Here is a 17506-nt window from a genome sequence, read left to right on the forward strand (position 1 = left end):
CGGCCAGCTCGGCGACCGTTGCGCGGGCGGCGCGGACGGTGTCCGCGTCCGCCGTCGTGGTCGCCGCGGCCAGCATCAGCGCGCGAGTCGCGGCGACAAGTTCCGCGGTCGCTTCCCGCAGGTCCGCGGGCACGTCCGTGGTGCGGGTCATCGGGTGCCCTCTCCGGCGACCCGGCGCGCGAGCGCCCTGCCGGCGCCGGTGACGAGCGTCGGGCGCCCGGCGTTCGTCATGCGGGTGCCCCGATCCTGGGTGCAGACCCGAGGACGTCGCCCAGCTCGGCCGCGGTGGCGTCCGCACCGCCGAGGGTGAAGCACAATTGCCGTCCCCACAGGAAGTAGCGGTGGATCGGGTAGTCCACGTCCGCACCGATACCGCCGTGCAGGTGCTGCGTCGCGTGCACCACCCGCAGACCGCCGCGCGACGCCCACCATGTGGCGACGAGAACCGCGGATTCGGCCTCCTGCTCCCGTCCGGCGTCGAGCAGCCACGCCGCCCTCCGGGTGGTGAGCCGGATCGCCTCGGTGTCGAGGTAGGCGTCTGCGGCCCGCACCGCCACCGCCTGGTTGGTCGACAGCGGACGGTCGAATTGGATTCGCTGCGAGGTGTATTCGGCCGTCGTCTTCAGCGCCTGCCCGCACACGCCCAGCTGCACCGCGGCGAGCGCGAGCTGGATCCGGCGGCGCACCCAGGTGACCGTCTCCGCGCCGTCGCCCGGCAGGCGATCGGACGCGGGCACCACGACGTCGTCGAACCGGACGTGGGCGAGGCTGCCGCGGTCGGTTGCGGCGACCGGTTCCACCGTGACCCCGTCCGCCCCGGTCGGTATCACCGCGACGGCGAGCGACCCGTCGTCGCACCGGACCGGAACGATCGTCGCGGCGGCCACGGCTGCGGCGGGCACACCGGCGACGGGTCCACTGACGACCAGGTCGTCGCCCTTGCTCACCGCCGACAGCGAGGTGAGTTCACCGTAGGGCGCATCGAACGCCGCGACGACGGGTCGGGATCCGTCCACGATGCCGGGGACCAGGCGTTCGACCTGTTCGGCCGTGCCGAAACGGACGATCGCCGATGCGGCCGCCGTCACCGACCACAGCGGTACCGGCGCCACGTGCCGGCCCTGCTGTTCGAGCACCGTGATCAGGCCGAGCAGGCCCATCCCGGCGCCACCGGACTCCTCCGGCACCGCGATGCCGAGCAGACCGGCGTCGGCCAGGGCACTCCACAGCTTCGCGTCGAAGCCGCCCTCGTTCTTCTCCACCTCGACAACCCGATCGACCGGCGCGAGCTGCCGGAAGAGCTGGGACGCCAGGTCCTGCACACTCGTCAGGTCGTCGTCGAGTTCGAAATCCATGTCAGCTCCTCGTGCTGGTGGGGGCGTCGGTGCGGCGACGGGCGGCGAGCGTCATGCCGAGGCACTTGGCGGCGACGATCTCGCGCATCACTTCATTGGTGCCGCCGCCGAAGGTGTTGTTCTGGGCTCTGCGCGCCAGGGTTTCGACGCGCCCCTCGAGGACGGCACCGGGGCTGCCGGGCCGGAGCAGACCCCGCACGCCGAGGATCTCCTGCATCTTGCCGTAGGCGGTGACGACCGCCTCGGTGCCGAAGATCTTCGCCGCCGCGGAATCACCGCCGCCGAGGGTGTTCGCGGCGACGTCCGCGACGAGCCGGAGGTTGACGAGGTCGGCGGCGCTGAGCAGCGCGTACGTCTCCGCCAGATTGGCGCGCACCCAGGGCAGGTCGTAGACCGTCCCGGCGCCCAGGGGCTCGGACTGCGCCCAGGCCAGGACGGCGTCGTACAACTCGTTCGCGATGCCACCGCGGGCGGCGAGCGCCACCCGCTCGTGGTTGAGCTGGTTGGTGATCAGGCCCCAGCCCTGGTTCAGCTCGCCGACGACGTTGGTCAGCGGCACGCGGACGTCGTCGTAGTAGGTGGCGGAGGTGCTGATGCCACCGACGGTGTGGATCTCGGTCACCGAGAACCCGGCCGCCGACGTCGGTACCAGCACCACCGAGATGCCCTCGTGCCGCGGCGCGTCCGGATCGGTCCGGACGGCCAGCCAGATCCAGTCCGCGTAGACTCCGGCGCTGGTGAAGATCTTGTTGCCGTTGATGACCAGTTCGTCGCCCTCGATGCGGGCGCGGGTCTGCAACGAGGCGAGGTCGGTGCCCGCGTTCGGTTCGGTGTAGCCGATGGCGAAGATGAGTTCGCCCGCCAGGATCGGCGGTAGGAAGAAGTCCTTCTGCGCCTGGGTACCGTGCTTCATCAGCGCCGGCGCGACGGTGTTGAGGGTGACGAGCGACAGCGGTGCGCCGGCGCGGATCACCTCGTCGTAGAACACGTACAGGGCCTCGGGATCCTCTCCCCGGCCGCCGTATTCGGTGGGCCAGCCGAGACCGAGCCACCCGTCGCGGCCCATCCGCCGCAGGATGCGGTCGAACACGGGACCGCCCTCGGTCTGATCGACGAGCGCGCGCCGGTCGTCGTCGTCGATGATCTCGGCGAAGTAGTTGCGCAGTTCGGTGCGGAGCCGACGTGAGTTGTCGGACAGTTCCGGGTGCATGGCCCCTCCAGGTTCGTGTGATGGATTCGGTGTCAGCGCGGCAGTCCCAGCACGCGACGGGCGATCACGTTGAGCTGGATCTCGATGGTGCCGCCGCCGAACAGCACCGCGGGCAGGCCGATGTGGTCGAGCATGTGGCCGTCGTCGTCGACGGCGCCGACCGGGCCGAGCAGCGAGACCAGCCCGCGCGAGCCGTCGCGTTGGGCGAGGGCGCTGAAGACCTTCTGGACGCTGATCTCCGCGCCGGCGTCGAGACCGGACAACCGTCGCAGCACGCTGCGCAGGTTCATCGCCGACAGGGCCATCTCGCGGCCGGTGTTGCGGCCGAGGACGCGCAACGCGTCGTCGCGGCCCGCGGCGTAGCGGCCCGACTCGACGAGGTCGCGCACCCGCGCGGCCGCGCCGTGCGCGAGCTGTGTGCCCATGCTGAGCCGTTCGTTGGCGAGCGTGGTCACCGCGAGGCGCCAGCCCTGCCCCGGTTCGGAGACCAGACAGTCGTCGGGGACGAAGACGTCGTCGAAGAACACCTCGTTGAACTCCGCGCGCCCGGTCGCCTGCCGCAGCGGCCGCACGTCGAGCCCGTCGCTGCGCATGTCGACGAGGAAGTACGAGATGCCCTCGTGCCTGGGCACATCGGGATCGGTGCGGGCCAGGCAGATACCCCAATCCGCCTCGTGCGCCATCGAATTCCACACCTTCTGTCCGGTGAGGATCCAGCCGCCGTCCACCTTGCGGGCCCGGGTGGACAACCCGGCCAGGTCCGAGCCGGCGCCCGGTTCGCTGAACAACTGGCACCAGACGATCTCGCCGCGCAGGGTGGGCGCGACGAAGCGGCGCTGCTGGTCCTCGCTGCCGTGCAGCAGCAGGGTGGGCAGGGCCCACTCGCCGATGACGGTGGTCGGCTGTTCGAGGCCGCGGCGCGCGAATTCGTCCGCGATCACGGCCTGCTCCTGCGGTCCGGCGGCCAGCCCGTACGGCCGGGGATAGTGCGGCGCGACGAGACCGGCCTCGGCGAGGCGGGCGCGACGTGCCCCGCCTCGCGCCGGAGCCCATCCGTCGCTGTGCACCGCGTCGTCCGGCAGTGCACGCACCTCGTCGAGGACGGCGCCGACCTGCGCGCGCAGCTCCGGTAGCGCATCGGCCTCGACGAAGGAGAAGTCGCGCTCGTCCGACAGTGCGAGCTCACCGAGCCGGCGTGCCCAGACGTCCTCCGGGCCGGCGACGGAGGCGATCGACAGTGCCCGTCGCCAGTACAGGTGCGCGTCGTGTTCCCAGGTGAAGCCGAGACCGCCGAGCAGGGTGACGCATTCGAGCGCCACGTCGACGGCCGCCGGCACTGCCGTCAGTCCTGCCTGCGCCGCCGCGAGCCGCTGCTGCTCCCGGCCCTGCTGCACCGACCGGGCCGCGTCCCACGCTGCGGCACAGGCGATCTCGCTACGCACCAGCATCATCGCAGCCTTGTGCTGCACGGCCTGGAAGCTGCCCACCGGGCGGCCGAACTGGTGCCGGTTGCGGACGTGGTCCACGGCGGTGTCCAGCGCCCACGCCGCAAGCCCGGCCGCCTCGGCGCCGAACACGGTGTTGACGATCAGCTGCACGTCGTCGTCGTCGATCGCCGGGAGCAGGTGCTCGGGCGTGATCGCCGCTCCGGACAGTCGCAGTCGTCCCACCGAGCGGGTGGGGTCCACGCCGTCGGCGAGCTCGACCTCTCCGGCCGCGGGCGGGAGCCTGAACCACACGGGCGCGCCGTCGGCGGTGGCGCGCACGATCACCTCGTCGGCGCCGGGCAACCCGAGCACCGGCTCGGAGACACCGGTGACCGTCCATCCCCGCCCCGACGTGATCGCGACGAGACCGGGGGTGGTGACGGCGGCACCGGTCGCTCCGTCGGCGAACCGCCGCAACAACTCCGCCGCGGTGCCCTCGGCCGGGAGGGTGGCGGTCAGCGCGCCGGCCACGACGGTGGGCACCCATGGCCCGGGTACCAGGGCGCGGCCGAACTGCTCGGCCACGACCGCGAGTTCCGGCAATCCCGCCCCACCGCCGCCGTGCTCCTCGGGCAGGTGCAGGGCGTGCAGGCCCTGCGCGATGCACGCATCCCAGATCTCGGGCCGCTTGCCCGCCGCCAGGTCGGCGAACGCGGCGCGGGTGCGTTCGATCGGGGCATGGCGACGGGCGAGGCCCGCGACGGAGTCGGCAAGGTCGCGATGGTCGGCGTCGAGTGCAATGGCCATGACTTACATCCGTTCCAGAATCATGCACGTGGTGGCAGCCGACGCGCAGATGGCGATCATCGCGACCTGCCGGTCCCGGCGTTCGAGTTCGTCGATCGCGGTGGCCAGCAGCCGGATTCCGGTGGCGCCGGCCGGGTGACCGAGGGCGATGGCACCGCCGCCGACGTTGAGCACGTCCGGGTCGACCTTGTGCACCTGGGCGAACGACATCGGCACGGCCGCGAAGGCTTCGTTGACCTCGAACAGGTCCACGTCGGCGACCGTCATCCCGGTGCGGTCGAACAGCACCTGCGCCGCGGCCACCGGACCGTCGAGCATGAACTCGGTGTCGCCGCCGATGACGCACTGCGCGAGCAGCCGGGCCCGCGGCGCCGCACCGAGTTCACGTGCCCTGTCCTCGGACATCAGGACCGCGGCGCTCGCCCCGTCGGACACCTGCGACGAGGTGCCGGCGGTGTGGAGACCGCCCTCGATCGTGGCACGCAACCGCGCGAGCGCCTCCATGCCGGTCTCGCGCAGTCCCTGGTCCCGGGTGACCGTGGTGTCGCCGTCGTCGCTCGGGACGGCGACGGGGATGATCTGCCGGTCGAACCACCCGGCGTCCCAGGCGTCGCGCGCCCGCTGCTGCGACCGCAGGCCGAACGCGTCGAGGTCCTCGCGGGAGAAGCCGCGGTGCCGGGCGATGCGATCGGCCGCCGTGTACTGGTCGGGGGTGTCCACCGACCACGACGCCGGCCGCGGGGTGCCGGCGCCGGTGCCGACCTTGTAGGTGAGCGGGACCCGCGACATCAGTTCGACGCCGCACGCCAGGCCGACCTCGAGGGTGCCGAGCGCGATCTGCCCGGCGACGAGATGCACCGCCTGCAGCGCGGTGCCGCACTGGGCGTCGATGGTGGTGGTCCCGGTGTGGGACGGCAGGCCGGCGTGCATCCACGCGGTGCGGGTGATGTTGCCGAACTGCTCCCCGATCGGGGTGACACACCCGCCGACGGCCTGCTCGACGAGGGTGGCATCGAGGTCGAGCCGGTCGAGCACGCCGCGTTGCGCGAGACCGAGCAACTCGGCGGCGTGCAGACCGGAGATCCAGCCGTCGCGCTTGCCGAAGGGGGTGCGTGCGGCGTCGACGATCACGGGCTTCATGCGGGCACCTGCACCCGGGTCCACTGCCGATTGTCGAGCCCGCGGACCTCGCGCCCGAATTCGTCGACGAGGCCGAGGCTGTCGCAGATGCGGCCGGTGAAACGAGACGGCACGGCGGTCACCTCCACTTCGCGGCGAAGGCGTGGATCGCGTCGGTCACGCGGGTGACCTCCTCGTCGGACAGCCCGTGGCTCATGCCGAGCGTCATGCCGCGCTCGAACACCGCATCGGCCTCGGGCAGGCCTTCGTCCGGCACGCGGTGCTCGACGCCCGCCATCATCGGGTGGCGGGTGATGTTGCCGCTCCACACGGTTCGCGTGTCGATGCCCTGCGCGTCGACGAATTCCTGCAGGTCGCTACGGGAGAACGGGGCGTCGGCGGTGACCGTGACGGGATAGCACAACCAGGCGGTGTCGAGTTCATCGGTCTCCACCGGCGTGCTGAAGAACTCGGGGTAGGCGCCGTACGCGGCGGTGAACTCCGCGAAGGTCTTGCGGCGCCGCTCGTAGTTCTGCGCGAGCTTGTTCAGCTGCACGACACCGTAGGCGGCGCCGAGTTCGGACGGCTCGAAGTTCCACGGCAGCAGGTCGAAGATGAAGTCGTTGTCGTAGTCGACCCCGTCCAGATCCTCCCGGAAGACGCGTCCACGTCCGTTGCCGAACAGGTTCGGCTCGGATCGACGTCCCCACCGGCGCAGCAGGAGTGCGCGATCGCGGGTCTGCTCGTCGTCCATCATGACCATGCCGCCGGTGCCGGCACACGTGATGATGTGGGCCATGGAGAAGCTGGTGACGGTCAGGTCGGCGCGCGCGCCGGTGGGCGTGCCGCGCAGCCGGGCGCCGAGGGTGTCGCAGGTGTCCTCGATCACCTTCAGGTCGTGCCGGTCGGCGACGGCCCGGATCGCGTCCCAGTCCGGGCAGTTGCCGGCGAGGTTCGGGATGAGCACGGCGCGGGTCCGGTCGGTGACCATCGCCTCGATCCTGGTGACGTCGACGTTGAACGTGTTCGGTTCGACGTCGACGAAGACCGGTATCAGGCCGGCGCGCACGAGGGGCGCGACGTCGGTGGAGAAGGTCAGCGGCGAGGTGATGACTTCGCTGCCCTTCGGCAGATCGAGCAGCTCGACCGCGAGGTACAGGCCGGAGGATCCGGAGTTGCACATCACGCCGTACTGCTTCCCGGACAGCTCGGGGATGCGGCGTTCGAGCTCGAGGACGTTCTTGCCGATGCGCAGCCCCTGATGGCCGCTGCGCAGGACGTCGACCACCGCTCGGATTTCGTCCTCGCCGTGGGTGGCGCGGGCATAGGTGATGCGTTCGGTCATGTCGGGACTTCCTCTGGATGGGTGGTCGGTCAGTTGTCGGTGGAGAGCACGAGTGCGCTGTGCGGCACCGGGGAGCCGCCCGTGACCAGAACGTTCGCCACGTCCTTGCCGGGCTGGTTCACCGACGTGCCGCGGATCAGCCGCACGCCCTCGGCGATTCCGTTGACGCCGTGGATGTATCCCTCGCCGAGTTGTCCGCCGTGGGTGTTGACGGGCAGACGGCCGTCGAGTTCGAGGTTGCCGTCCGCGATGAAGTCCTTGGCCTCGCCGCGGGCGCAGAACCCGTACTCCTCGAGTTGCAGCAGCACCATCGGGGTGAACGCGTCGTAGAGGATTGCGGCGTCGATGTCGTCCGGATCGATGCCCGCCTGATCCCAGAGCTGCCGTGCCACCAGCTCGACCTCGGGCATCTCGTCGATGTCCTCGCGGTAGTAGCTGCTCATGGAGATCTGCTGGGGCCCGACGCCTTGCGCGGCGGCGGAGACGACGGCCGGCGGGTGCGGCAGGTCGCGGGCCCGCTCGGTGCTGACGATCACCAGGGCCTGTCCGCCGTCGCTCTCCTGGCAGCAGTCGAGCAGCCGCAGCGGGTCGGCGATCATCCGGGAGTTCTGGTGCTCGTCGAGGGTGATGGGCCGCTCGTAGAACCATGCCTTGGGGTTGTTTGCGGCATGCTTGCGCGACAGCACGGAGATGCGGCCGAAGTCGGCGCTGGTCGCGCCGTACTTGTGCATGTAGCGCCGGGCGAGGAACGCCTCCTGCTGGGCGGGGGTGAGCAGCCCGTAGGGATTGATCCAGTTGCGGTATTCCTGATCGGTGTTGGCCGTGTAGGCGAACGGCGGCGGGCCGGCGCCGAACCGGGTGCCGGAACGTTCGTTGAAGGCCCGGTAGACGACCACGACGTCGGCGACACCGCTCGCGACGGCGAGCGCCGCCTGCTGCACGGGTGCGCATGCGCCGCCGCCGCCGTGCGGGATGCGGCTGAAGAACGTCAGTTCGGGGATGCCGAGTGCGCGGGCGACCGCGATCTCGGGGTTGGTCTCCATCGTGAACAGCGCGAAGCCGTCCACCTCCTCGACGCCGATCTGTGCGTCCTCGAGCGCGGCGAGCACACTCTCGCAGGCCAGCTGCCATTCGCTGCGCCCGGAGTTCTTGGAGAATTCGGTGGCGCCGATGCCGACGATCGCCGCCCTGCGGGCGAAGCCCCCGCCGGGAATTATCCTGCCGCTCATCGTGTCTGTCCTTCGTACGGTGCGACGGTGACCTCGGCGGTCACGTGCGTTCCTCGGGCGTTACGGCCGAGCACCTCGACGGTGACGGCGCCTGGGTCGACGCGGGTCACCGTCCCGGTCAGGCGCATGGTGTCGCCGGGAAAGTTGGGGACGCCCAGCCGCAGTGCGACGCGGCGGATGCGGGCGGTCGGCCCGGCCCAGTCGGTGATGTAGCGGTCGACGAATCCGTTCGTCGAGTTGATGCTCATGAAGATGTCGGGCGTGCCGCGCTTTCCGGCTGCGCCCGGATCGTGGTGCACGTCCTCGAAATCCTGGGAGGCGATGGCGGTGGCGACGATGGTGCTGCGATCGAGGGGCAGGTCCAGTGCCGGCAGTTCGGTGCCGACGGACACGGTCGGCAGGCTCATGCGGCACCTCCGCCCGGAAGACGCAGCTGCGGCAGGATTTCGCCGTGCGCGTGCTCGGCGAAGCCGACCTCGAGCTCCATGCCGATCTGCAGCCGGTCGTGCTCGACCCCGGCGATGTCGGCGACGATCCGGATGCCCTCCTCGAGGTCGATCAGCCCGACCGCGAGGGGATAGTCGAAGGACGGGTCCTTCGGGTGGTGGATCACGGTCCAGCTGTGCAGGGTGCCGCGGCGCGACGACTCGACAGCGTCCCATTTGAAGGAGCGGCACTTCGGGCACGCCGGTCCCGGCGGATGCCGGAGCGCGCCGCAGTCGCTGCAGCGCTGGATCTCGAGCCGGCCCTCGCGGGCGGCTGCGAACCAGAACTCGTTGTCCTGGGTGACGGTCAACCTGGGAACGGCCGTCATCACGCCTCCTCGGTGGTGTTCGGATTGAAGCGGAGCAATCGGAACCGCTCCTCGACGAGCAGTTCGCCGTGCTGGTTCTCGTAGCGTTTGTGCAGGGTGACGAAGCAGCCGCGGCCCAGGCCGGTGTGCTTGACCGGGGAGATCGACTCGATGGTGAAGTGCGCGGTGACGTGGTCGCCCGGGACGAGTTCGCGGTGGTAGTCCTGCTCGGCGTTGGTGGCGACGACGGAGGTGAAGCCGTGCCGGTCGAGCAGTGTCATCAGCGCGGAGTAGGCGAAGTCCTCGGTCCGTCCTTCGGCGCGCAGCCGCTGCACCTCGCGCCAGCGGCGGTAGCCGGCCATCACCCACGTCGAGATCATCGCGGGCGGGCACACCACGTCCGGTCGTCCGGTCGCGCGGGCCGCGTCCCGGTCGACGTAGACGGGGTTGTAGTCGTCGTGGGCCTCGACCCAGTTCCGGATCATCGCCTCGTCGACGGCGTACCGGGCCACCCGGGCGGGCTCGGCCACCTTCCCGACGTACTGTTCGAACTCGCGTTCCAACTCCTGTTCCAGCGTCGGCATGTCCGCACCACCTTTCTTGAGCAAGCGCTTGGTGCAGTACCGTAGGCGCGGGCGCCCCGCCAGGACTGCCCACTCCCACTCAGTTGGAACAGAGGGCGGAAAACTCGCGCCGAACCGGCGAATCGGAAGGTGAGGTAACCATGACGTCGGACCGACGCGACGAGATCATGCGGCTCGCGGCCGAACTCTTCGCGACCAAGGGGATCGGGCCGACGACGGTCCGCGACATCGGCGAACGCGCCGGAGTGTTCTCCGGCAGCCTGTACCACTTCTTCAGATCCAAGAATGCACTCGTCGCCGAGATCCTCAGCGGCTTCATGGCCGACATCGACCAGCGCTTCCGGCGCGTCGTGGAGACCTCGACGAGTCCCCGCGAGACTGTGCGCGGCCTGATCCACCAGACCCTCGTCGTGATCGAGGAGCATCCCCATCCGACGGCGATCTACCAGCAGAACCGGCAGTACCTGCGCGACAACGGCCTGCTCGACGTCGTCGACGCACCGTCGCGCACGGTGCGCGACTACTGGCTGACCACGATCGCCACCGGCGTCGCCGACGGCAGCTTCCGCTCCGACATCCCCGCCGAGGTCTTCTACCGCACGGTGCGGGACGCGCTGTGGGCGAGCATGCACTGGCCGGGACGGGACGGATACACCACCGACGAGTTCACCGACGTGCTCGTTGCGCTGTTCTTCGGCGGTTTCGCCGAGGAGTGACCGGGCTCGTCACCGGACCGAACGGCGCTCAGCGCACTCGACACGGCCGCGGTCAGCGCGCTCCGCCGGGTTCGTCTCCACGCTCGGGGGAGAGACCGAGTTCTTCGAGTACCTCTCGGGTGTGCTGCCCGTGGCGCGGCGCCGGGCGCGCCTCGGTGTACGTCCCGTCCCAGCGCAACGGGGAGCGCGCCGTCGGCACCGGGCCGACGCCGGGCTGCTCGACGCGTTCGATCACCGCGTACTCGCGGGCGGCCACCTCGTCCATGGTCCGGTACGGCGCCCACAGCACCCGGCTGCCGGACAGTTCCTTCTCGATCTCGGCGAGCGTGCGCGCCGCGAACCACGGACGCAGGATCGCCGTGATCTCGTCGCGCGCGGCGTAGCGGTCACCCTCGTCGGCGAACCGCAGCCCGCGGTGCCGTTCGAGCGCCGCGAAGACCTCGGCGGTGCCGGTGACCTCGACGAGCGATCGCCACTGTGCGGGGGTGAGGCCGACGACCATGACGGCGCGGCCGTCCGCCGTGGCGAAGTCGGACCCGTAGCTGCCGTAGAGCGCGTTGCCCTGCCGGTCGCGGGCCGAGCCGCGTTCCTCGGCCTCGGCCAGCCAGCCCATGCTCACGACCGCGGACACCGCGACGTCCTCGAGCGCGAGCTCGAGGTACGCGCCCTCCCCCGTGCGGTCCCGCCTGCGCAGCGCGGCGACGATGCCGAGGGCCGCCTGCACCCCGGTGATCAGGTCCCAGGCCGGGAGCACGTGGTTCACCGGGGCCGCAGCATCGACGGGCCCGGTCATGAGAGGCAGCCCGACAGCGGCGTTGACCGTGTAGTCCACGGCGGGGGTGCCGTCGGCGTTGCCGGCGATGTGCAGGTGGATCAGGTCGGGTCGTCGCGCGGCGAGCACCTCGTGGGCGAGCCACGGTGCGTGGGCCGCGTTCTCGAGCACCACCCCGGACCGGGCGATCAGCTCGGTGACGACGGCACGACCGTCCGCACTGCGCAGGTCCACCGCGACGGACCGCTTCGCCTGGTTCAACCCCGTCCAGTACAGGCTCGCCCCCGACTCCGCGAGGGGCCACCGCCCGCCGTCGACCGCGCCGGCGACCGGATCGACACGGACCACGTCGGCACCGAGCTCGGCGAGGATGCGCCCGGCGGTCGGACCGGCGACGAAGCTCGACAGGTCGACGACGCGGATCCCCTCGAGCGGCCGGGTCGTCATGCGGCCCTTTCGAAGATCGCCGTCAGCCCCTGCCCGCCACCGATGCACATCGTCTCGAGGCCGTAGCGCGCCCCGCGACGATCCAGTTCGCGCAGCAACGTGGCGAGGATGCGCACGCCGGTCGCCCCGACCGGGTGGCCGAGCGAGATTCCCGAACCGTTGACGTTCGTCCGCTCGAAATCGGTTGTCCCGAAGTTCCATTCACGGGTCACCGCGAGTGCCTGCGCCGCGAACGCCTCGTTGAGTTCGATCAGGTCGATGTCGGCGAGCGTCAGGCCGGCGCGCTTCAGGGCCTTCTCGGTGGACGGCACCGGGCCGATGCCCATCTCCGCCGGCGCGACGCCGGCCACCGCCCAGGTCACCAACCGGCCCAGGGGACGCAGGCCCAGGCGGTCCGCCTGCGCGCGGGTGGTGACGAGACAGGCTGCGGCACCGTCGTTCTGACCGCTGGCGTTGCCCGCGGTCACCGTCGCCTCCGGATCCTGCGCCGCCATGATCGGCCGCAGTTTCGCGAGGGTGTCGACGGAGGCGTCCGCGCGCGGATGCTCGTCCCGGTCCACGATGCGGTCGTCGCCCTTGCGCTGGGGCACCGCCACCGGCACGATCTCCTGCGCGAACACCCCGGATTCGATGGCGGCCACCGCGCGCCGGTGCGATTCGACGGCCAGCTCGTCCTGTTCGCGTCGGCCGATGCCGTACTTGCGGCGCAGGTTCTCGGCGGTCTCGAGCATCCCGCCGGGGACGGGATGGTGACGGCCGCCGGCGGTGACCCGGCCGCGGGCGAGGCGGTCGTGCAGGGCGGCCGGAGCCCCCTTGGCACCCCACCGCATCGATTCGGTGTAGTACTCGGCGCGGCTCATGGATTCGACGCCACCGGCGATCACGACGTCGGCGACGCCGGTCTGCACGCGCATCGCCGCGTCGAGCACGGCCTGCAGCCCGGACCCACACCGGCGGTCGAGCTGCAGGCCCGGCACCGTCACCGGCAGGCCCGCGTCGAGCGCGGCGACGCGGCCGATCGCGGGGGCCTCGCCGTTGGGATAGCACTGGCCGAAGATCACGTCGTCCACCGACTCCGGGTCGATGCCCGTGCGCGCCAGCAGTTCCGAGATCACCCCGGCGGCGAGGTCGGTGGCGGGGACGTCGACGAACGCCCCGCCGTACCGGCCCACCGGTGTGCGCAGCGGTTCGCAGATCACCACATCGGTTGCGGTCACATCAGTTGCGGTCACGTCGGAAGTCCCTTTCGCGGTCGGTCCATTGCTGCGCCCACTCACGCAGTTCCACGGCGCGGATCTTGGTGCCGTTGCCGCCCACCGTCGTGGGCATCGTCTCGATCACGTGGATCGTCGCCGGCACCTTGAACGCGGCCAGCGTCTCGGCGCACCACGCCTTCAGCGATGCCGCATCGAACTCGACGGCGTCCTCGACGGGGACGACGAACCCCACCGCCCGGGTGTAGCCGCCCTCGCCGGTGATGCCGACGACCTTCGCGGTCCGCACCCCGGGGTGTTCGGCGAGACGGTGCTCGATCTCGGCCGGGTCCACGAGAAACCCCCGCAGCCGCAGCACGTCTCCCATCCGGCACACGTAGGTGTAGCCGCCGTCTCCGGTCGCGACGGCGAGGTCGCCGCTGCGGAACCAGCCGTCGGCGGTGAATGCGCGGCGGGCGGCATCGGGGTTGCCGAGGTAGGCGTCGACGACGTTGGGGCCGCGCACCTGCAGCTCGCCCTGTTCCCCGTCCGGGAGGACACGGTCGTCGAGCGGGTCGGCGATGCGGACGTCGACCGACGGGTCGACCGGGCGGCCGCCGCCGTTCCAGCGCACCGACTCCGGGTCGCCGGCCGACCACAGCAACGCCAGCGCGAACACCTCGGACGACCCGAACACGCCCGAGGTGTGGGCGCCGAACTCGTCGCGCGCCCAGCGGGCGATCTCGTGCGAGCGGCCGAGGAAGTCGGCGATGCCGAGCCACTTCAGCGCCGACAGGTCGGCGCGCATCTCGGCGTGCCACGTGTCGTGGAGCCGGCCGAACAGGTCGTCGCCCCCGACAACGTGCGTGACGTACAGCTGTTCCATGCGGCGCAGGGTCGCCGCGGCATCGAAGACCGGCTCCATCAGCAGCGCGGCACCGCCGGCGAGCGCGGCCATGGCGGTGCTGTAGCCGAACACCCCGGAGACCGGCAGCACGCACAGCGCGACGTCGCCGGGCTCGACCCGCATGATCGCGGCGTCGGCGCGAGCGTGCCGCACGATCGCCGAGTCGCGGTGGGCGGCGAGCTTGGGGGTTCCGGTGGAGCCGGACGTGGTGAACGCGACGGCCAGCGGGTCCGCCGGATCGTCCTCCGCGCCGGCGGGCGTGAGCGTCGCGGTGTCGGGCGTGTCCGGGGCGCGCACGCCGCGGGTGTCGCCGCCGCCCGCGCACCAGGACCCGGCGCCGAGGTCGAAGGGGGCCGGATCGGCGGATCCCCCGCCGGGTTCGGCGACGACCGCGACCGCGGGAGCCGGCACCGCGGCGACCTCCGAGGCGGCACGGAGCGTGCCGAACAGGTCCAGGCCGTGGAAGCCGGCCGCGACGGCGACGACCGCCGGCCGCGCCGCGGTGAGGATGTGGGCCACCTCGGCGGTGTTGTAGCGGGTGTTCACGCCGATCACGTGGGCGCCGAGCGCCGCGGCCGCGAACTGCCACACGAGGGCGTCGGACCAGTTGGGCAACAGCACCGCGATGCACCGGCCGCGCCGGACGCCGACGGCCGCGAGTTCGGCCCGCACCGCCTGCACGCGGCGCCGCAGCTCCGCCCTGTTGCAGATCAGCAGCCGCCCGTCGGCGACGTCGTAGGTGGCGACGGCACCGGGATCGGCGGCGACGAGGTCGTCGAGGAACGCGGCCAGTCCGGAGGTGGTGGTCGCGGTCATGACAGCACCTCCGCGGTGGCGCCCCGCAGGTCGGTCAGCCACGAGTCGGCGAGGACGGCGAAGCCCTCCACCTCCTCCATGGGATAGTGGCCGACGCCGTCGAGCCGGGTGAACCGCGCCCGTCCCGGCGAGATGTCGTTGATCCGGACGGCGAGGTCCGCGACGGCGTCCGGGTCGAGCCACGGATCGTCGGCCCCGACGACGAGGTGGAGCGGGCAGGTCAGCAGCGGCAGCCGGTCGCGCACGTCGTGGGTGCCCCAGCCGATGAGGTCGGACGACGAGATCTCCGGGTCCTCCCGCTTGTGCATGAGGGCGATCCGGTGCGCCGTCGCGGCGGGTACCGAACGCCCGACGGAGGCGAGGGTGCCCAGATAGGTGCGTTCGGCGCGCGACGGCCCGGCGACGTCCTCGAGTTCGCGGCGCAGACCCGAGACATTGACGCGGCCGGGGCCGGCCTCGGCCTCCATCGCGACGGCGCCGGCGAGCGGCCGGTCCGGTCGGGTGGCGAGTTCGAGGGTCAGCTTGCCGCCGATCGAGCAGCCGAGCACGTACGGCCGGTGCACGTCGAGCGCGTCGAGCAGGGCGGTGAGCCAGTCGCCGTACGTGGTGAGGCTGGTGACCGGTCCGTCCGGGGCGGGCTCGGATCGGCCGTGTCCCGGCAGGTCGGGCACGAGCACGCGGTAGCCGCGGGCCGCGAGGTCGTGGGCGACGTGCCGCCACTGCACCCCGCTCTGCCCGGCGGTGTGGATGCACAGCACGGTGGGAAGCGCGTCGGGGGCGTGTTCGCCGGCGGGGGTGACGATCTCGACGAATCCGAGGGCTCCGTCGATGTCCAGGTAACGGGCCTCGATCATGAGCGGGCCTTTCTCGCGACGGCACGGGCGTGGCCGATGATCAGGTTCAGCGGTTTGGTGAGCCGAAGATACTCGTATCCGTCTCCGGTGGAGGAGAATTCGCCGCCGATTGCGCGGCGCATGAAGTCGTCGTGCGCACCGAGGATCAGGTCGACCCAGGTGTGGTCGGGTGCGACGAACGTGAAGGTGGCCCCGTGCGGGGTGCGCCGCGTGACGTCGACGATGCGGCCGCGGTAGATCCGCAGGTGCAGTTCCCGGTCGCCACAGCGGAGGCCGACGGTGCCGTCCCAGGTGGCCAGGGCGGACCCGAAGGCGGGGTCGGCCTCGAGGTGGTCACGGAGCAGCTCACCCCAGGCCGGAGTGCAGAAGTCCAGTGCCGGAACAGGTTCGGATGGCGTGGCGAGCCGCCAGGTCTCGGTGCCCTCCTCCCGCACGGCGCCGGCGGCATCGAGCACGCGGACGAACCGCTCGGCGGTGGTGCCCTCGACGCGGGTGACGACGGCCTCCGACCGGATCCGGTCCACCGCCGTGACCGGCGTGATCGCCGTCCAGCGCAGTCCCGTGCGGTGCGCGGCGGGCACGGGCGGGGTGAGCAGCTCGGCGGCGACGGTCCCGAGCGCGAACGTCCCTGTCGGGAGGACGATTCCGGACTCTGCGAGCAGGTCGGCGGCCATCCGGCCGGAACCGGCGGTGCGATCGCCGACGCGGAGGGTGTTCAGTGTGGTGCTCATGCGGTTTCCGGCCTTCCGAGCAGCTCGTCGGAGATGATGCGCATCTGGATCTCGCTGGTGCCTTCGAAGATCTTCGTCAGGCGGGCGTCGCGCCAGTGCCGTTCGACCTGGAAGTCCGTGGTGTAGCCGGCACCGCCGTGGATCTGCACGGCCTCGCTGGTCACCTGCTCTGCCATCTCGGTGGCGACGAGCTTGCACATCGACGCCTCGAGCGAGCAGCGCCGCCCGGTGTCGATGTCGGTGGCCACGGAGTACATCAGCTGGCGGGCCGCCTCGATGTCGGCCGCCATCTTCGCGATCTTGAACCGCAGGTGCTGGAAGTCCCCGATGGGACGGCCGAATTGGCGCCGGGTGTGTACGTAGGCGATCGAGTCCTCGAGGGCCGCACGGGCGAGGCCGATCGCGCGGGCCGCGGTGTGGGCCCGGCCGACCTCGAGCCCGGAGACGGCGAGATAGAAACCCTTGCCCTCCTCGCCGAGCATCTTGCCGGCGGGGATGCGGAAGTTGTCGAACGACAGCTCCCAGGTGTGCCAGCCGAAGTAGCCGATCTTGCGGACCTTGGTGCCCGAGATTCCCTCCGGGAACACGCCGCGCTGCTTCTCGACGAGGAACGCGCTGATCCCGCGGTGCGGCTTGGCCGGATCCTTGTGCGGATCGGTGCGGGCGAACAGCACCAGGTAGTCGGCCTCGTCGGCGTAGGTGCACCACATCTTGGTGCCGTTGACGACCCATTCGTCCCCGTCGCGGGTCGCCCGGCAGGAGATGTTGGCGACGTCGGAGCCGGCCTCCGCCTCGGACAGGGCGTACGCGCCGAGGTATTCGCCGCGAGCCACCTTCGGCAGCAGGGCGGCCTCCTGCTCGGGAGTGAAGCCACCGCCCATGCCGTTGCCGCGGGCGAGGAGACCGGACACGCTCATCCAGGCCCGGGACAGCTCCTCGGCGACCAGGCAGTACTCGAACACGCCGAGACCGAGGCCGCCGTGCTCCTCGGGGATCATGATGCCGAAGAACCCGATCTCGGCCATCTCCTTCTTCAGCGAGTCGGGGATGGTGCCCTGGACGGGGTCGAGCTCGTTGGCGACGGGCAGCACCTTCGTCATGGCGAAGTCACGGGCGAGGTCGCGGATGGCGAGGCGCTCTTCGGTGAGGTACCGCGGAGTGTCGGTACGGGGCTGCGACGGCCGGTGGGTCATGGGGGACT

Annotated in this window: 16 protein-coding genes; 1 reads left to right on the forward strand and 15 read right to left on the reverse strand. The window is 71.3% G+C overall.

Annotation, left to right across the window (positions count from 1 at the left end):
* Positions 1–227: 227 nt before the first annotated feature.
* From CQZ88_RS27010 to CQZ88_RS27050, 9 genes are all read right to left on the reverse strand, one after another.
* Entirely contained in the window at positions 228–1355 is a 1128-nt protein-coding gene (locus CQZ88_RS27010) for an acyl-CoA dehydrogenase family protein (protein WP_102800565.1), read from the reverse strand.
* A 1-nt stretch (position 1356) separates the two neighbouring features.
* Positions 1357–2565: an acyl-CoA dehydrogenase family protein gene (locus CQZ88_RS27015; RefSeq protein ID WP_006941685.1), complete on the reverse strand. Its 1209-nt coding sequence runs from the start codon at positions 2563–2565 to the stop codon at positions 1357–1359.
* A 32-nt stretch (positions 2566–2597) separates the two neighbouring features.
* Positions 2598–4799 carry an acyl-CoA dehydrogenase gene (locus tag CQZ88_RS27020; RefSeq protein ID WP_006941688.1) on the reverse strand — a complete coding sequence of 734 codons (2202 nt, stop codon included), beginning with the start codon at positions 4797–4799 and terminating at the stop codon, positions 2598–2600.
* A gap of 3 nt (positions 4800–4802) precedes the next feature.
* Positions 4803–5939: a steroid 3-ketoacyl-CoA thiolase gene (locus tag CQZ88_RS27025; RefSeq protein ID WP_029546581.1), complete on the reverse strand. Its 1137-nt coding sequence runs from the start codon at positions 5937–5939 to the stop codon at positions 4803–4805.
* 118 nt (positions 5940–6057) lie between these two features.
* Entirely contained in the window at positions 6058–7263 is a 1206-nt protein-coding gene (locus tag CQZ88_RS27030) for a DegT/DnrJ/EryC1/StrS aminotransferase family protein (RefSeq protein WP_006941691.1), read from the reverse strand.
* A 29-nt stretch (positions 7264–7292) separates the two neighbouring features.
* A complete protein-coding gene (locus tag CQZ88_RS27035; RefSeq protein WP_102800566.1) occupies positions 7293–8492 on the reverse strand; it encodes a lipid-transfer protein in 1200 nt (399 codons plus the stop codon).
* Positions 8489–8899: a MaoC/PaaZ C-terminal domain-containing protein gene (locus tag CQZ88_RS27040; protein WP_006941693.1), complete on the reverse strand. Its 411-nt coding sequence runs from the start codon at positions 8897–8899 to the stop codon at positions 8489–8491. The genes CQZ88_RS27035 and CQZ88_RS27040 overlap by 4 nt, the downstream gene beginning before the upstream one ends.
* Positions 8896–9306 (reverse strand): Zn-ribbon domain-containing OB-fold protein, encoded by a 411-nt coding sequence (locus tag CQZ88_RS27045; RefSeq protein ID WP_006941694.1) that lies wholly within the window; start codon positions 9304–9306, stop codon positions 8896–8898. Before CQZ88_RS27045 ends, CQZ88_RS27040 begins: the two co-directional genes overlap by 4 nt.
* Positions 9306–9869 carry a MaoC family dehydratase N-terminal domain-containing protein gene (locus tag CQZ88_RS27050; RefSeq protein WP_006941702.1) on the reverse strand — a complete coding sequence of 188 codons (564 nt, stop codon included), beginning with the start codon at positions 9867–9869 and terminating at the stop codon, positions 9306–9308. Before CQZ88_RS27050 ends, CQZ88_RS27045 begins: the two co-directional genes overlap by 1 nt.
* A 140-nt stretch (positions 9870–10009) precedes the next feature.
* Between CQZ88_RS27050 and CQZ88_RS27055 the strand changes: the two genes are divergently transcribed.
* Positions 10010–10585: a TetR/AcrR family transcriptional regulator gene (locus CQZ88_RS27055; protein ID WP_006941703.1), complete on the forward strand. Its 576-nt coding sequence runs from the start codon at positions 10010–10012 to the stop codon at positions 10583–10585.
* 52 nt (positions 10586–10637) lie between these two features.
* On the opposite strand, the gene CQZ88_RS27060 is transcribed toward CQZ88_RS27055, so the two are convergent.
* From CQZ88_RS27060 to CQZ88_RS27085, 6 genes are read right to left on the reverse strand one after another with little or no spacing between them, the layout of a single operon-like run.
* Positions 10638–11804 carry a CoA transferase gene (locus CQZ88_RS27060; RefSeq protein WP_006941704.1) on the reverse strand — a complete coding sequence of 389 codons (1167 nt, stop codon included), beginning with the start codon at positions 11802–11804 and terminating at the stop codon, positions 10638–10640.
* Positions 11801–13036: an acetyl-CoA C-acetyltransferase gene (locus tag CQZ88_RS27065; protein ID WP_006941705.1), complete on the reverse strand. Its 1236-nt coding sequence runs from the start codon at positions 13034–13036 to the stop codon at positions 11801–11803. The genes CQZ88_RS27060 and CQZ88_RS27065 overlap by 4 nt, the downstream gene beginning before the upstream one ends.
* Positions 13023–14720: an AMP-binding protein gene (locus tag CQZ88_RS27070; protein ID WP_006941706.1), complete on the reverse strand. Its 1698-nt coding sequence runs from the start codon at positions 14718–14720 to the stop codon at positions 13023–13025. Before CQZ88_RS27070 ends, CQZ88_RS27065 begins: the two co-directional genes overlap by 14 nt.
* On the reverse strand, positions 14717–15574 hold the full coding sequence (locus CQZ88_RS27075; RefSeq protein ID WP_006941707.1) for an alpha/beta fold hydrolase: 858 nt from the start codon (positions 15572–15574) through the stop codon (positions 14717–14719). The genes CQZ88_RS27070 and CQZ88_RS27075 overlap by 4 nt, the downstream gene beginning before the upstream one ends.
* Positions 15571–16305 carry a hypothetical protein gene (locus CQZ88_RS27080; protein WP_006941709.1) on the reverse strand — a complete coding sequence of 245 codons (735 nt, stop codon included), beginning with the start codon at positions 16303–16305 and terminating at the stop codon, positions 15571–15573. The genes CQZ88_RS27075 and CQZ88_RS27080 overlap by 4 nt, the downstream gene beginning before the upstream one ends.
* The gene (locus CQZ88_RS27085) at positions 16302–17498 is read right to left on the reverse strand and encodes an acyl-CoA dehydrogenase family protein (RefSeq protein ID WP_006941711.1); all 1197 of its coding nucleotides are present in this window, start codon (positions 17496–17498) and stop codon (positions 16302–16304) included. Before CQZ88_RS27085 ends, CQZ88_RS27080 begins: the two co-directional genes overlap by 4 nt.
* Positions 17499–17506 lie beyond the last annotated feature (8 nt).

Origin of the sequence: Rhodococcus sp. ENV425 (assembly GCF_002887785.1) — a bacterium.
GTDB lineage: Bacteria > Actinomycetota > Actinomycetes > Mycobacteriales > Mycobacteriaceae > Rhodococcus > Rhodococcus aetherivorans.